A 14918-nucleotide genomic window follows, 5' to 3' on the forward strand; every position below is an offset into this window, starting at 1 on the left:
TGATTGCCTTATGTTTTTTGCTTGAAAAATCTTACATGTTTTTTATGGATTTCACGCGAAACAAGGTTAATATTCCATTTTCACAATACATCATTCGAGAAGACATATGAAAAAATCCATCAAACTGACCCTGTGCGCCCTCGCACTCTCACTTTCCGTGCAAGCGCAAGCGGTTACCCATGCTGTGATTGAAACCAATATGGGCAACATCCAACTGGAGCTGGATGAAGCCAAAGCACCGAAAACCGTGGCAAACTTTGTCAATTATGCCAAAAAAGGTTTTTACGACAACACGATTTTCCACCGCGTTATCGACAATTTTATGATTCAAGGCGGCGGATTTACCGAGAAAATGGTTCAAAAATCCACCGATAAAGCCATCAACAACGAAGCATACAACGGCTTGAAAAATAACGTCGGCACCATCGCCATGGCGCGTACGGGCGATCCGAATTCAGCAACCAGCCAGTTCTTTATCAATACAGCCGACAATGACTTTTTGAATTTCAAAAGCAAAACCCCTCAAGGCTACGGCTATGCCGTTTTCGGTAAAGTCACTTCCGGCATGGACGTGGTCCGTAAAATCAGCAAAGTGAAAACAGCGACACGCGGCTATCATCAAGACGTTCCAACCGAAGCCGTGATTATCCGTAAAGTCAGCATCAAATAATTTTGATTGTTTGAACCCAAACAACAGGCCGTCTGAAACATTCAGACGGCCTGAATTTATTTATTTGATAATAAGCGGCAATTTGGGCGATAATTCAGCATCTACCATTTAAGGAGTCGATTATGCAAACCCGCCTGCCTTTTTTCAGCGTTGTCCGTGTCAGCGGCGAAGACAGAGCTTCATTTCTTCATGGTCAATTATCCAACGATATTAATAATTTAGCTTCTGGTCAAGCATGTTATGCTACATACAATACGCCTAAAGGCCGTGTGTTGGCCAATATGTTGGTCGTCAATCGCGGAGAAGATTTACTGTTGGTCATGGCTCAAGATTTGACCGAAGCCATCGTCAAACGCCTGAGAATGTTTGTCTTGCGTGCAAAAGTCGTCTTCGAGCTGATGCCTGATTTAGCAGTAAGCGGCGAGTTGGCAGACAATGCAGAACCTCATCCTGCTACCGAACCGCAACTGTCTTTTTCAGCCCAAATTCAAGAAAACACCGTAGAAATTGCCTTGCCGCACACAGGCCGTCTGAAAATTTCAGTAGCCGAAAACGCAGCCGAATATAAGGCAGGAGCCGAAAACGCATGGAACCTGCATGAAATCCGCAGCGGCTATCCGTGGATTTGCGCCTCAACCAAAGAAGCGGCTGTTGCTCAAATGCTCAACCAACACATCATCGGCGCAGTCCATTTCCGTAAAGGCTGCTACCCCGGCCAAGAAATTATCGCCCGCGCCCAATACCGAGGCCAAGTCAAACGCGGTCTGGCCGTATTAAGCGGCGATTCTTTAGAAGCCGCCGGTATTGCCATCAAAGTCGGCGAGGAAGAAGCAGGCGTTATTCTTAATACTGCACTCACAGAGCAAGGCAGCCTCAGCCTCGCCGTTATCAAGTTTTCCGCCGCAGAAGCAGCATTGACCGATGCAGACGGCAGTGCTTTGAAACAGGAAGAACTGTTTTTTACGGTTGAGAAGGAATAATTAGCTTTAATATTAAAGATTCAAATAAAAGGGCGTGTGTGAATTACGCCCTTTTAAAATTTATTTAAAAATTTGATTTGCTACATCTCGAGAGAAATTTTTACCTGCACGATAATCGCTACTTGTTTTAGAAATGGTTGCACTGTATCTGCCATCATTGGAAAAAACAAATTTATGATGTTTCCCTTCATCTGAATGTTCAAACCCTAGATTTTTTAACTCCTCTAAAGTCTTAGGAGTCATTTTTTGATAATCATTCATAATACGTTTAAGTCTATCTTGTTTCATGATTCGAAGATCTTTTTTTTCATCTAATTTATTATGATTAAATAAGTCATACAATATATGATATTTTCTAGAATCCTCTTTTGTGTTATTTTCTAAAGTATACTTTAAAGCATCTACTACAAAACTTCGGATTTCATAATCGTATAAATCTTGTTCGTTTCCATAGTTTAAGACTCCTTGGGAGCGACTAAAATTAGTAGAATTTAATCTTCGATTCTCTGCTTCTAGCTTTGCAATTTCTTTATTTGCCTCTTCTAGTCTTTCTTCTTTGATTCTTAATTCATCATCAAATGCATTAATATATTCTTCCACATTTACATCAGTAGAATTTTTTCTTAATTGATCAATTCTTTGTTTTGAAATACATTCTTTTAAATATAACCAATTGCATTGTGTTGTCTGTCTTTTGTTTAGTAATGCTTGAATAATATCTTCTTGAATATTACGTTCCAGCTTATTCGGTGTATTAATAGAATCAGTAAGGAAATATGATTTTCGTCCATTTTGAGGCCAGTAAACGCCAATTGTACCATTAAATACATTTTTAGCATTTGAGAGGCTTCTTAATTTCATAGAGAATTTACGGCTTGGTTCTACAATTACATGCGCATTTCCAGAAAGATTTTTAGCAATTTTTTTGTAATCTATTAGATGTTGATTTAATTCAGGATCATAGCTGATGTAGACAATAGGCAAAATATTTTCTGCTGCATCTTGAATCAATGCTGCAGCGATTTCCTCTTCACCTTCTTTTAAAAGAATTGCCTTATCTGAGACAGGAATTTGTCCATCCATACCTCCACTATATTCTTTTAGAATTTGTTTAATAATATATGGCTTTTTAGCCTTAGGTATTTGTAAGGAGGCTTGAGATAGTTCGCAACTTAATTGAATACTAATAAAATGTTGGTTATGATTTTTAGACGAAACAATAGTTGTCACCCAAGTAGTATTATCTTCGTCTTGTTTTGAGAATCTAATCCCCCCAATTGAAGAAGATATATTTGGAAAATTTGCATATCCAAATTCTACTTTTTCATTTCCTTTTTCAATAATTTCATCAGTTTTGTCAAGTAGTCCATTAAAGTCATCTTTTGATAAGGTGTAATGCTTGCTACCAATAATCCAATCGCACGCTAATTGCAAAATTTTTTTTACTTCTAAATTATCAGGTAATGGAAATTCAAAAGAGTGAATTAGCATATGTATCCCTTTATTATTAAGAAAATATTACAATGCCAATCAAATGGTAATTTTTGATTGGCATATTTAAAATTCATTAATTTAGATTAAATAAGTTTTTCATTTACCCAATTTTCGATGCTTACCAGCATTTCAGGCAATTTGTCGGCATCTGTGCCGCCGGCTTGCGCCAAGTCAGGACGGCCGCCGCCTTTGCCGCCGACTTGTTCGGCTGCAAATTTAACCAGATCGCCTGCTTTGACTTTAGCAGTCAACGGTTTGGATACGCCGGCGCATAGGGAGACTTTGCCGTCGTTGACTGCGGCGAGCAATACGATGGCTTGTTCTGATTTGCCGGTCAAGTCGGTCACGATTTCGCGCAGGGCGGCGGCATCGGCTTCGATTTGTGCGGCAACGAGTTTGGCTGAACCCAAGTCTTTTGCATCGTCCAAGAGTTTGGCGCCTGCATGGACGGCGAGTTCGGCTTTGGCGCGTGCCAATTCTTTTTCCAATGCTTTGGCGTGTGTTGCGCCTGCTTGGATTTTCGCCAGTACGTCTTTTTCGGTTTGGGCTTTGGTTTCGGCAATAATGTCTTTCACCAAACGCTCTTGTTCTTGCGCCCATTTGAGTGCGTTCAGGCCGGTGATGGCTTCGATACGGCGTACGCCTGCGGCAATACCGCCTTCGCTGATAATTTTGAAGAGGCCGATGTCGCCGGTGCGTGAAACGTGTGTACCGCCGCACAATTCGGTAGAGAAACCGCCCATTTGCAGTACGCGTACTTCGTCGCCGTATTTTTCGCCGAAGAGCATCATCGCGCCGGTTTTTTGGGCATCTTCCATGCTCATAATGGCTGCGTTGACGGCAACGTTGGCCAAAATGGCTTCGTTGACTCGGCGTTCTACTTCGGCGATTTCTTCGGCAGTGACCGCTTGAGGATGGGAAATGTCGAAACGGGTGGATTCGGCGGTAACCAAAGAGCCTTTTTGTTCAACGTGTTCGCCCAATACGTCGCGCAGGGCTTTGTGCATCAAGTGGGTCGCGCTGTGGTTGCGCATATTGGCATTGCGGATTTCGTCATCCACTTTGGCGGTAACGCTGTCGCCGACTTTCAGACGGCCTGAAGTCTGTACGCCGAATTGGCCGAATACGGCCGCTTTGATTTTTTGGGTATCGCGTACTTCAAAGCGGTTTTCGCCTGCGAAGATATAGCCGACGTCGCCGACTTGGCCGCCGGATTCTGCATAGAACGGGGTAAAGTCGATAACGACGGCACCTTCGTCGCCTTCGTTCAATTCGTTGACTTGCTCGCCGTTTTTGTAGAGGGCGAGGACTTTGGATTCGGTTTGGCGTTCGCTATAACCTTTAAACTCGGTGTCCTGACCTTCGTAAGGCAGTTGAGCGTTGGCTTTGAAGCTTTGTGCGGCGCGTGCGCGTGTGCGTTGGGCTTCCATCTCACGCTCGAAGCCTGCTTCGTCCAGTTCGATGCCCAGTTCGCGCGCCATGTCGGCGGTTAGGTCGTAGGGGAAACCGTAGGTGTCGTAGAGTTTGAAGATGTGTTCGCCGCCGATAACGAGTTTGCTGTTGGCGATGTTGTCCATCAAGTAGGTATTCAAGGCTTCGGCAAACGGTTTTTTCGCGTCGGGAATATGGGCGGTTTCCAAAGCAGCCTGCAAATCGATATACATGCCTTCGTTCAGGCTGCCTGAAACTCGAGGACGGATAACGATTTGCTTTTTGCTCGGAGCAACACGGGAAGCGGCGGTAAATTCCACACCATCTGCGGTTTTCAATGTCAGAGGTTTGCCTACACCGTCTTGCGGCAACAAGCTTTCCAGTTTCAGGAATTTCATGCCGTTGAGCACTTGGTTGAACAAGCCCATGCCTTTTTCCAGCGTTTCGCCGAAGCGGCTTTCTTCCGCGCGCAAGGCTTCCATAATCTGTGTCTGTTTCTCTTTCAACTCAGGATACGCGGCGCCCATTTCTTTCACCAAATCGGGCACGAGTTTGTAGAAAAACGCCTGTTTCTGGCCTAGTTTGTAACCGTGGCGCACGGCGCGGCGGATGATGCGGCGCAATACGTAGCCGCGGCCTTCGTTGGAAGGCAAGACACCGTCTGCAATCAGGAAGGAGCAGGATCGGATGTGGTCGGCGATGACTTTCAGGCTGGGTTCTTCCATGCTGAAAGCTGCGCCGGTTTCGCGGGCAACGGCTTTGAGCAGGTCTTGGAACAAGTCGATTTCGTAGTTGCTGTGAACATGCTGCATGACGGCGGCCATGCGCTCCAAGCCCATGCCGGTATCGACGGAAGGCTTAGGCAGTGGATTCATATTGCCTTGTTCGTCGCGGTTGAACTGCATAAATACGCAGTTCCAAATTTCAATCCAGCGGTCGCCGTCTTCTTCAGGGCTGCCCGGAATGCCGCCCCAGATTTCTTCGCCGTGGTCGTAGAAAATTTCGGAGCAAGGGCCGCAAGGGCCGGTGTCGCCCATTTGCCAGAAGTTGTCGGATGCGTATTTCGCACCTTTGTTGTCGCCGATGCGGACGATGCGTTCGGCAGGCATACCGATTTCGTTCAACCAGATGTTGTAGGCTTCGTCGTCTTCTGCGTAAACGGTTGCCAACAGTTTGTCTTTAGGGATGTTCAACCATTCGGGGGAAGTCAGGAATTCCCAAGCGAAGTGGATGGCATCGCGTTTGAAGTAGTCGCCGAAGGAGAAGTTGCCCATCATTTCAAAGAAGGTATGGTGACGGGCAGTGTAGCCGACGTTTTCCAAGTCGTTGTGTTTGCCGCCTGCGCGTACGCATTTTTGCGCGGTAGTGGCGCGGTTGTAGGGGCGTTTGTCAAAGCCGAGGAATACGTCTTTAAATTGGTTCATGCCTGCGTTGGTAAACAGCAGGGTCGGGTCGTCGTGTGGCACGAGCGAGGAGGAGCGGACGATGGTGTGGCCTTTAGATTCGAAAAATTTCAGGAATTTTTGGCGTAGTTCGGTGGTTTTCATAATGTCTCGATAAATTTTTTACAAGGATTTCAGACGGCCCGGACGGCACGTTGAGATTAAAAACGAATGGGCGTTATCTTACCGCAAAACCATATTTCAAGCTATCGGCAGAAAGGTTTTAAGTTGGCGGCAAGCTGTCTTTCAGACGGCTTCAAGCGGGTCGATATCTTTTAGCAATGAAGCCTATCCGCCCCGGCTTGCCTGCTTTATAATGCCTTTCTCTTTTCAACCGGATACGCAAGGAATGATAATGGCCAAACATCTGCCCCTCATCGTACTGACTGCGCTGGCATTGGCCGGCTGCGGCGGCTCGGACAAAACTTCTGCCGACAAGGCGGCGCAAACCGATAATCAAAAGGTATTGAGCATTTACAACTGGTCGGAATATGTCGATCCCGAGACGGTTGCCGCATTTGAGAAAAAACACGGTATCTCAGTAACTTATGATGTATATGACAGCGATGAAACGCTGGAGAGCAAGGTGTTGACCGGCAAGTCGGGTTACGACATCGTGGGTCCATCCAATGCGTTTGTCGGTAGGCAGATTAAGGCAGGTGCGTATCAGAAAATCGACAAATCCCTGATTCCCAACTATAAAAACTTGAATCCTCAGTTGATGAAGCTGATGGAAGGCGTTGATCCGAACCACGAATATGCCGTTCCGTTTTATTGGGGGACTAACACTTTTGCCATCAATACCGAGCGTGTGAAAAAGGCTTTGGGTACGGACAAACTGCCGGACAATCAATGGGATTTGGTGTTTAACCCCGAATACACGTCCAAACTCAAGCAATGCGGCATCAGCTATTTGGACAGCGCGGCAGAGATTTATCCTATGGTATTGAATTATATGGGTAAAAATCCAAACAGCAGTGAAACGGTGGATATTAAGGCGGCTACGGAAGTCTTGAAGAAAAACCGTCCGTACATCAAGCGTTTTACCTCGTCCGGTTTTATCGATGATTTGGCGCGCGGCGATACTTGCGTAACAATTGGTTTTGGCGGCGATTTGAACATTGCCAAACGTCGTGCCGAAGAAGCGGGCGGCAAGGAAAAAATCCGTGTGATGATGCCGAAAGAAGGCGTGGGAATTTGGGTGGATTCGTTTGTGATTCCGAAAGATGCCAAACACGTGGCCAATGCCCATGCGTATATCAATGATTTCTTAGATCCTGAAGTTGCGGCGAAAAACGGCAATTTTGTTACTTATGCGCCGTCCAGCAAACCAGCTCAGGAGCTGATGGATGAAGAGTTTAGAAACGACAATACGATTTTCCCGACTGATGAAGATTTGAAAAACAGCTTTATCATGGTGCCTATTCAACCTGCGGCGTTGAAATTTATGGTCCGCCAATGGCAAAGCGTGAAAGCAGGGACATAAGCTGATTTAAACGTATTAAGGCCGTCTGAATGGTGTAATCGAAATCCTTGATTTCGTTTTACGGCTGTTCAGACGGCCTTTGGTTTGTGTCAGATTGGCTTGGACGGTTTAAAAACAAAGGGCGTGTCTATCAATCACGCCCTTTGTGTTTGTTTCAGACGGCCTTAGAATTTCACGCCTTTATGCAGGGCAACAATGCCTGCGCTCATGTTGTGGTAATCCACGCTGTCGAAGCCTGCATCCAGCATCATTTGCTTCAAGGTTTCTTGGTCGGGGTGCATACGGATGGACTCGGCGAGGTATTGGTAGCTGTCGGCATCTTTGGCAATCAGTTTGCCCATAATCGGCAACAGTTTGAAAGAGTAGAGGTCGTACACGCCTTCCAAAGGTTTGTACACTTTGGAGAATTCCAACACCAGCAGGGTGCCGCCCGGTTTTAATACGCGGTACATTTCTTTCAGCGCGGCATCTTTGTGCGTCATGTTGCGCAGGCCGAATGCGACGGAAACCAGATTGAAATAGTTGTCGGGGAACGGCAATTTTTCAGCATCTGCCAATGATACGGGCAGAATCATGCCTTCGTTGAGCAGGCGGTCGCGGCCGACGGTCAGCATGGAGGAGTTGATGTCTGTCAGCCAAACTTCGCCTTCTTTGCCCACACGTTTTGCCCAGCCTCGGGACAAATCACCTGTACCGCCGGCGATGTCCAATACTTTGTCGCCTTTTTTCAGACGGGCGGTATTGATTGTGAAATGTTTCCAAACGCGGTGCAGACCGCCGGACATTACGTCATTCATAATGTCGTAGTTTTTTGCCACGGAGTGGAAGACTTCGGCAACTTTGCCTGCTTTTTCGTCTTCGTCAACGGTAGTGAAGCCGAAATGGGTTTTGTGGTCGCTCATAGTGTCTGCCTTCTTAAAATAATACGGATTCAGGTATCGAATACGTCGAAATCGCCAACCACTTTCGACGCGGGAAATATAGTTTGTGCCTGCCGCTCCAGCATCAGGCGTTGTTCTTCTTCGGTATAACGTGCGCTGATGTGGGTCAGGTAAAGTTGTTTCACATTGGCCTGTAAAGCCAGCTTGGCTGTATCGGCTACGGTCGAATGGAATACTCGTTCCACTGTCTCTTCATCGCCTGCGGAAAAGGTTATACACCAAAACGTCTGCGTTTTGTACGGAGCATGCTGCACGCGGACGGGCTTGGGTATCGCCGAAAATGGCCACTTTTTGGCCTTTTTTGGGCGGAGAGAGGATCAATGGTTCTTCCGTCATTCAAGCTTACGGTCTCGCTTTTTTTTTCAGACGGCCTTTCCGCCACAGCCGCCGCTACCGCAGGAATGTGTATGTTTGGGTTTTAAATCTTCGGCACTTGGCGTTCTGGACGCACCGGCTTTTTCGAGGCGGTCGAGATAGTCTTGCCAAAGCGCGTCTTGATTGTGCGCCAGTCGGTAGAGATAGTCCCAATCGTAAAGGCCGCTGTCGTGGCCGTCTGAAAAAGTAATTTTCAAGGCGTATTGACCGACGGGGTCTAAATCGGTAATGCTGACTTCGGCTTTGCCTGTTTGCAAAACATCTTGACCGGCACCGTGTCCGCGCACTTCCGCGCTGGGCGAGTACACGCGCAGGTATTCGGCAGGAAGGCTCTTGGCACCGTCAACATAGACCAAAGTCAGTACGCGCCGCTCTTTTTGGAGGCGGATTTCTTGTGGGATTTTATCGGCTTGGGTCATGTCATGCTCCGTTCTTTTTACGCAAATAGGCAACGCGTACAGAAAAAATACCGCCAAGTACGGCAAACAGCACGATTGCGTAGAGTGAAAACCGTATCAGGCCCACTTGTGTGTCCGCCGTCAGCCCCAAGGGCAGCAACATCACGGCAACGAACAGTAAAAATGCGGCCAACATGGCGGCAATGCTGGCAAAGGCATAGCGGGTATTGGCTGCTGTTTGCGGATGTTTGGTCATATTGGATAGCTTGCCGTAGGGTAATGAGGCGGTATTTTATCAGTTTTTTGGTGCTTCATGCCGTCTGAAAACGGCTTTATTTCCATAAATAAAGTGTAATGGCGCGCCTGTCTTCGCCTTCGGGCATTAAGCGGATGCTGCTGCCTTTGCTTCCGTTGACACGGATAATGATACCGCCGGCCTGCCGCTCGATAATGTCGAGTTGGGTGTCGCGGTTCATGCGGTAGTTGTAGCGTTCACATTGTTTCAAGCACCAAAAATCCTGCCAATGGATAAAATATTTTTGTCCGGATTCGATGGCCAGCGTTTCGCCGCCTTTGACGATGAAGTAAGGGTAATCGGGTTTTTGCGTGCTGAATGTCCATTCGGCCGTTCTGTTTTTTCCGTTTTGACGGTATTGGAACACGGCACGGTAGTCGGTATCGTATTCCAATGGCTGTAAAGGAAACAGCGCGAATTGGCGTTCGGTCAGGAGGCGGTTTGGGTCATTATCTTTATCTAAGATTTTGACGTCTTTGATTTCTTTTGTGTCCTGATACAGTTTGAACGAACGCATTCTGACCGGGGGTGATTGTTCGGAGAAGGCGATGCTGACTGGATTGCCGGTCATTTCATAATGCGGCATAGGGTCGGGACGCTCACCATGGAAAACCGGCGAAGCGAAATTGCCTTGCGGATAGGTGATGTAAGGCCGGGTTTTGCGGTTGGAGATTTCATCTGCATAAACAATGGCATGACCATGACAGGCATCTTGATAAAACGAGCGGCTGAGGTCGGATAAAGGGCGGTTTTTTTGGCAGAGGCTGTTGAATCTGCTGTCGCCCTGATTGATGCTCAACGCGATTTGTTTGCCTTGAGATTCAAACGCCGCACCGGCCTCGTCGATATTTTGATCGAGCAAGGAGAAACGGTGGTAAATTGCCGTCATCAGGTTGTCCAGCTGATGTTGGGCAGGTAGGTGGTCGTTGATTTTTTCGTTTGGCGGATGTTGGCCGGTACTGACGTTTTCATGCACGCCTTTATAGGCATAACCGGCTTTGCGCGTGCGGTCTGATGGGCGTGGACCTGTGTAAAAGGGATTGCGTGTATTGTGTTCGTCATGTCCGTCGTCAGGGTTTTGCAGCAGATAGCGGGCATGATTGCGCGCGGCGCGTTCGAGCGTGGCCGAGTGCGCCAGTGCGGGCAGATTGGCTGAGGCGCGGAGGAAGTTTAAATACGCCAAGGCGTCAAAATCGGCAACGGCAGTACGATTTTGCGGCGCTTGGGCGTAGATGAGCTGGTCTTCGGAATAGCGGTGGGTTTCGTAGTATTGGAATATGCCGAGGGCGACGGCAAAACCGCCCAGCCAGTAAAGAATGTGTTTCATTATATATGCTGCGTTCAGACGGCCTTGAGCTACGGCTTTTTCCCCTTGAGACTCATGCCGCTGAATGATTATTTTGATAGCGGCTTGACTTGGAAAGCTTCAGGATGGGATTTGAAATATTCGACAGCGACAAACCCGCTGCCAATAATAATCAACAGGGCAATGGCCATGCCGATCATTGCTAAAATGAATTTGTCCATATTGGTCCGTTTGAATGAAGGCCGTCTGAAACACTTGAAAGCGTTCAGACGGCCTTAAAGTCAGGTTAATTAACGTTCGATTTGCGATACGTCGCGTACTGCGCCTTTGTCGGCGGAAGTCGCCATCGCGCCGTAAGCACGCAGGGCTGCGGAGACGTAGCGGTCGCGGTTTTCCGGTTTCCACGCTTTGCTGCCGCGTGCTTCTATTTCGGCACGGCGTGCGGCAAGCTCTTCATCGGAAATGACAAGGTGGATGCTGCGGTTTGGAATATCGATTTCGATGGTGTCGCCTTCGTGTACCAAACCGATGGCGCCGCCTTCTGCCGCTTCAGGCGAAGCGTGGCCGATGGACAGGCCGGAAGTGCCGCCGGAGAAGCGGCCGTCGGTCAGAAGGGCGCATTCTTTGCCCAAACCTTTGGATTTCAGGTAAGAAGTCGGGTACAGCATTTCTTGCATGCCCGGGCCGCCTTTAGGGCCTTCGTAGCGGATGATGACGATGTCGCCGGCGACGATTTGGTTGCCCAAAATACCTTCGACTGCGTCTTCTTGGCTTTCAAACACGCGGGCGCGGCCGGTAAATTTGAAGATGCTCTCATCCACGCCTGCGGTTTTCACCACGCAACCGCGTTCGGCGATGTTGCCGAACAATACTGCCAAGCCGCCGTCTTGCGAGTAGGCATGTTCGACATCGCGGATACAGCCTTTTTCGCGGTCGAGGTCGAGGGTTTTCCACATACGGTTTTGTGAGAACGCCTGAGTGGTGCGCACGCCGCCGGGAGCGGCTTTAAAACGCTCGATGGCGTGGGTGTTTTCAGGGTTGGTCACGTCCCATTTTTCAATCGCGTCTTTCAACGTCGGTGCGTGGATGGTGTACACGTCGGTGTGCAGTTTGCCTGCTTTGTCCAATTCTTTCAGGATGGCGAAAATGCCACCGGCGCGGTGCACGTCTTCCATGTAGTAGTCGTGGTTGTTTGGCGCGGTTTTGCAGATGCAAGGCACAATGCGGCTCAGGCGGTCGATGTCGGCCATTTTGAAATCGACACCGGCTTCGTTGGCAACGGCCAACAGGTGCAAAATGGTATTGGTAGAGCCGCCCATGGCAATATCCATGGTCATGGCGTTTTCAAACGCTTTTTTAGTGGCAATGCTGCGTGGCAACACGGTTTCGTCGTCTTGCTCGTAGTAGCGTTTGGTGATTTCGACAATCATGCGGCCGGCTTCGAGGAACAATTCTTTGCGGCCTGCGTGAGTTGCCAAGTATGAACCGTTGCCCGGCAGGGAAAGGCCGAGTGCTTCGGTCAGACAGTTCATGGAGTTGGCGGTAAACATACCGGAGCAGGAGCCGCAGGTCGGGCAGGCGTTTTGTTCGACTTCTTCGACTTGTTTGTCGCTGATGTTGTCGTCAGCCGATTCGATCATAGCGTCAATTAAATCCAAACGGCGTTCGGGCTGAATATTGGCCACGCCGATAACTTTACCGGCTTCCATCGGGCCGCCGGAAACGAAGATGGTCGGAATATTCAGGCGCATGGCGGCAATCAGCATGCCCGGGGTGATTTTGTCGCAGTTGGAAATGCACACCAGCGCGTCGGCGCAGTGGGCGTTGACCATGTATTCGATGGAGTCGGCAATCAAATCGCGGCTGGGCAGGGAGTACAGCATGCCGCTGTGTCCCATGGCGATGCCGTCGTCGATGGCGATGGTGTTGAATTCTTTGGCGATTGCGCCCGCTTTTTCAATTTCGCGGGCAACCAGTTGACCCATATTGTGCAGGTGTACATGGCCCGGGACGAATTGTGTGAAGGAGTTGGCAATGGCGATAATCGGTTTGCCGAAGTCGGTTTCCATGACGCCGGTCGCACGCCACAATGCGCGCGCGCCTGCCATATTGCGGCCGTGGGTAGAGGTTTTGGAGCGGTATTCAGGCATTTTTGTTCCTTTGTTTTATGCTGAGGCCGTCTGAAATAGGCTGGTTGGTTGGCGGCCTGTTGTAGAAATAACCCGGTATTTTATACCAATTACGAGCGATGAAGCACGCTATTTTGTAATAAAACTAAACTGTATTTGCTTCACCTGAATTTGCTGCTCATTCTTTCACTTTCAGACGGCCTGAAGTTTTCTTAGGATGAAACGTTATCTTTCTCAGTTGCAAAAGATGTTGGCATCAAAAAGTGATATGATAGGGAACTTCTCACATTTCTAAGGATAAGACGATGAAAAAAATCATGTTTGCATTGTGTTCGGCCATGTTGGCTTCTGCTGCGTCTGCCGCTGTTTATAAAGTGGACGAATTTCATGCCAATGCCCGTTTTGCCATCGACCATTTCAACACCAGCACCAACGTCGGCGGTATTTATGGTTTGACCGGCAATTTGGAATTTGACCGTGCCAAACGCCAAGGCTCAATCGATATCGTATTGCCTTTGTCCAAACTGCAAACCGGTTCAGATCGCTTTACTCAACATTTGAAATCTGCCGATATTTTCAATGCAGACAAATACCCTGAAATCCGTTTTGTATCCACCAAATTCAATTTCAACGGCAAAAAACTGCTTTCCGTTGACGGCAATCTGACCATGAGCGGCAAAACTGCGCCGGTGAAACTCAAAGCCGACAAATTCAACTGCTACCAAAGCCCGATGTTAAAAGCAGAAGCGTGCGGCGGCGACTTCAGCACCACCATCGACCGTACCAAATGGGGCTTGGATTATTTGGTTAGTGCCGGTATGAGCAAAAAAGTTAACATCAATATCCAAATCGAAGCAGTGAAACAATAATCCTGCTTGATTTCAAAATAAAGGCCGTCTGAACGGAATCTGTTCAGACGGCCTTATGATTAAAGACGTTTAGGATTCTTTAATTTTATCGGCTTTGGCTGCCCAATAAGTTGCCAAAAGCGAGCCGGAGATATTGTGCCACACGCTGAACAATGCGCTGGGAACGGCGACAACCGGCGCGGCGGCAAAGTGTGCGGCGGCAAGGGCTGCGCCTAAGCCTGAGTTTTGCATACCGACTTCGATGGCCAGCGTTTTTTGTGCATCATAAGGCAGGCCGGTCCATTTGGCGGCAAAGAAGCCGAGCAGATAGCCGATACCGTTGTGAAGTACGACAACGGCAAAAATTAACAGGCCGCTTTCAATAATCTTGCCTTTGCTGGCACCGACAACCGCGCCGATAATCAGTACAATGGCGGCAACGGAAACCAGTGGCAGCGCGTCGGTCAGTTTTTCAGTTTTGTTGCCCAAGACTTTATGGACAATCAAGCCCAAAACGATGGGGAACAAAACCATTTTGACGATGGACATCAACATACTGCCCGCTTGTATTTCCAGCATTTCACCGGCAAGCATCAGGAAGATAGCGGGGGTCAGCAATGGGGAAATCAGGGTGGAAACCGATGTAACGGCAACCGACAAAGCCACATTGCCGCGCGCCAGATAAGTCATTACATTGGAAGCCGTACCGCCCGGGCAGCAGCCGACCAAAATCACACCGACCGCGATTTCGGCAGGCAGGTTCAACAGCTTGGCCAGCAGATAGGCGGTTGCAGGCATGATGGCGAATTGGGCAATCACGCCGATAATGACGGCTTTGGGATGTTTGAACAAAATGTCAAAGTCGGAGGGTTTAAGGGTCAAGCCCATACCGAACATGATGATGCCCAGAAGCCAAGGAATGTAAGGGCCGACCCATTTGAAGGTATCGGGTGCGAAAAAAGCGATACCGGCAAAGAGCGCAGCCCAAAGGGAAAATGTTTTTCCAATAAAGTTGCTGATTTTATTGAGGATACTCATGATAATATGTTGTGAAGTTGTTTTTAAGGGAAGTCAAGGATACACGTCTTAACCTTAATTTGCAAAATGACTTAAAAATAAACCA

At 48.3% G+C, this 14918-nt stretch carries 15 protein-coding genes; 4 read left to right on the forward strand and 11 right to left on the reverse strand.

Features of this window, described 5'->3' with window-relative positions:
• The first annotated feature begins 106 nt into the window (after positions 1–106).
• Together ACTHR7_RS01980 and ygfZ are read left to right on the forward strand one after the other, a co-directional pair.
• Complete coding sequence (locus ACTHR7_RS01980) at positions 107–670, forward strand: peptidylprolyl isomerase (RefSeq protein WP_440370235.1); 564 nt, start codon at positions 107–109, stop codon at positions 668–670.
• A gap of 122 nt (positions 671–792) precedes the next feature.
• Entirely contained in the window at positions 793–1650 is an 858-nt protein-coding gene (ygfZ, locus tag ACTHR7_RS01985) for a CAF17-like 4Fe-4S cluster assembly/insertion protein YgfZ (protein WP_107867251.1), read from the forward strand.
• Between the two features lie 60 nt (positions 1651–1710).
• Here the strand turns inward: ygfZ and ACTHR7_RS01990 are convergent, their stop codons facing one another.
• Entirely contained in the window at positions 1711–3141 is a 1431-nt protein-coding gene (locus ACTHR7_RS01990) for a hypothetical protein (protein WP_107867252.1), read from the reverse strand.
• 86 nt (positions 3142–3227) lie between these two features.
• Positions 3228–6122, reverse strand: coding sequence for an alanine--tRNA ligase (alaS, locus tag ACTHR7_RS01995; protein ID WP_440370236.1), 2895 nt, complete (start codon positions 6120–6122; stop codon positions 3228–3230).
• A 250-nt stretch (positions 6123–6372) separates the two neighbouring features.
• Between alaS and ACTHR7_RS02000 the strand changes: the two genes are divergently transcribed.
• Positions 6373–7503, forward strand: a complete 1131-nt coding sequence (locus ACTHR7_RS02000; RefSeq protein WP_285071059.1) for a polyamine ABC transporter substrate-binding protein — start codon at positions 6373–6375, stop codon at positions 7501–7503.
• A 164-nt stretch (positions 7504–7667) separates the two neighbouring features.
• On the opposite strand, the gene ubiE is transcribed toward ACTHR7_RS02000, so the two are convergent.
• The 8 genes from ubiE to ilvD form a co-directional block, all read right to left on the reverse strand.
• Positions 7668–8405 (reverse strand): bifunctional demethylmenaquinone methyltransferase/2-methoxy-6-polyprenyl-1,4-benzoquinol methylase UbiE, encoded by a 738-nt coding sequence (gene ubiE / locus ACTHR7_RS02005; RefSeq protein WP_003746386.1) that lies wholly within the window; start codon positions 8403–8405, stop codon positions 7668–7670.
• 29 nt (positions 8406–8434) lie between these two features.
• A complete protein-coding gene (locus ACTHR7_RS02010) occupies positions 8435–8629 on the reverse strand; it encodes a hypothetical protein (protein WP_440370237.1) in 195 nt (64 codons plus the stop codon).
• Between the two features lie 7 nt (positions 8630–8636).
• Positions 8637–8780 carry a hypothetical protein gene (locus ACTHR7_RS02015; protein WP_440370238.1) on the reverse strand — a complete coding sequence of 48 codons (144 nt, stop codon included), beginning with the start codon at positions 8778–8780 and terminating at the stop codon, positions 8637–8639.
• A 26-nt stretch (positions 8781–8806) separates the two neighbouring features.
• Positions 8807–9238 (reverse strand): gamma-butyrobetaine hydroxylase-like domain-containing protein, encoded by a 432-nt coding sequence (locus tag ACTHR7_RS02020; protein ID WP_003746392.1) that lies wholly within the window; start codon positions 9236–9238, stop codon positions 8807–8809.
• A 1-nt stretch (position 9239) separates the two neighbouring features.
• Positions 9240–9473, reverse strand: coding sequence for a hypothetical protein (locus tag ACTHR7_RS02025; protein ID WP_003746394.1), 234 nt, complete (start codon positions 9471–9473; stop codon positions 9240–9242).
• 76 nt (positions 9474–9549) lie between these two features.
• Complete coding sequence (locus tag ACTHR7_RS02030) at positions 9550–10839, reverse strand: CAP domain-containing protein (RefSeq protein ID WP_440370239.1); 1290 nt, start codon at positions 10837–10839, stop codon at positions 9550–9552.
• Positions 10840–10907: 68 nt separating this feature from the next.
• Positions 10908–11039, reverse strand: a complete 132-nt coding sequence (locus ACTHR7_RS02035; RefSeq protein WP_440370240.1) for a hypothetical protein — start codon at positions 11037–11039, stop codon at positions 10908–10910.
• A gap of 69 nt (positions 11040–11108) precedes the next feature.
• Positions 11109–12968 carry a dihydroxy-acid dehydratase gene (gene ilvD, locus ACTHR7_RS02040; RefSeq protein ID WP_440370241.1) on the reverse strand — a complete coding sequence of 620 codons (1860 nt, stop codon included), beginning with the start codon at positions 12966–12968 and terminating at the stop codon, positions 11109–11111.
• 284 nt (positions 12969–13252) lie between these two features.
• Here ilvD and ACTHR7_RS02045 point away from each other — a divergent pair, with 284 nt between their 5' ends.
• Positions 13253–13816, forward strand: coding sequence for a YceI family protein (locus ACTHR7_RS02045; RefSeq protein WP_219088471.1), 564 nt, complete (start codon positions 13253–13255; stop codon positions 13814–13816).
• A gap of 69 nt (positions 13817–13885) precedes the next feature.
• Here the strand turns inward: ACTHR7_RS02045 and ACTHR7_RS02050 are convergent, their stop codons facing one another.
• The gene (locus ACTHR7_RS02050) at positions 13886–14833 is read right to left on the reverse strand and encodes a bile acid:sodium symporter family protein (protein WP_440370242.1); all 948 of its coding nucleotides are present in this window, start codon (positions 14831–14833) and stop codon (positions 13886–13888) included.
• Positions 14834–14918 lie beyond the last annotated feature (85 nt).

Source organism: Neisseria sp. P0007.S010 (assembly GCF_051962875.1).
GTDB lineage: Bacteria > Pseudomonadota > Gammaproteobacteria > Burkholderiales > Neisseriaceae > Neisseria > Neisseria subflava_A.

Coding starts and splice junctions, on each gene's coding strand:
- ACTHR7_RS02045 (WP_219088471.1), top strand. CDS start 13,253: ATGAAAAAAATCATGTTTGCATTGTGTTCGGCCATGTTGGCTTCTGCT.
- ygfZ (WP_107867251.1), top strand. CDS start 793: ATGCAAACCCGCCTGCCTTTTTTCAGCGTTGTCCGTGTCAGCGGCGAA.
- ubiE (WP_003746386.1), bottom strand. CDS start 8,405: ATGAGCGACCACAAAACCCATTTCGGCTTCACTACCGTTGACGAAGAC.
- ilvD (WP_440370241.1), bottom strand. CDS start 12,968: ATGCCTGAATACCGCTCCAAAACCTCTACCCACGGCCGCAATATGGCA.
- ACTHR7_RS02030 (WP_440370239.1), bottom strand. CDS start 10,839: ATGAAACACATTCTTTACTGGCTGGGCGGTTTTGCCGTCGCCCTCGGC.
- ACTHR7_RS01980 (WP_440370235.1), top strand. CDS start 107: ATGAAAAAATCCATCAAACTGACCCTGTGCGCCCTCGCACTCTCACTT.
- ACTHR7_RS02015 (WP_440370238.1), bottom strand. CDS start 8,780: ATGACGGAAGAACCATTGATCCTCTCTCCGCCCAAAAAAGGCCAAAAA.
- alaS (WP_440370236.1), bottom strand. CDS start 6,122: ATGAAAACCACCGAACTACGCCAAAAATTCCTGAAATTTTTCGAATCT.
- ACTHR7_RS02020 (WP_003746392.1), bottom strand. CDS start 9,238: ATGACCCAAGCCGATAAAATCCCACAAGAAATCCGCCTCCAAAAAGAG.
- ACTHR7_RS01990 (WP_107867252.1), bottom strand. CDS start 3,141: ATGCTAATTCACTCTTTTGAATTTCCATTACCTGATAATTTAGAAGTA.
- ACTHR7_RS02050 (WP_440370242.1), bottom strand. CDS start 14,833: ATGAGTATCCTCAATAAAATCAGCAACTTTATTGGAAAAACATTTTCC.
- ACTHR7_RS02000 (WP_285071059.1), top strand. CDS start 6,373: ATGGCCAAACATCTGCCCCTCATCGTACTGACTGCGCTGGCATTGGCC.
- ACTHR7_RS02025 (WP_003746394.1), bottom strand. CDS start 9,473: ATGACCAAACATCCGCAAACAGCAGCCAATACCCGCTATGCCTTTGCC.
- ACTHR7_RS02035 (WP_440370240.1), bottom strand. CDS start 11,039: ATGGACAAATTCATTTTAGCAATGATCGGCATGGCCATTGCCCTGTTG.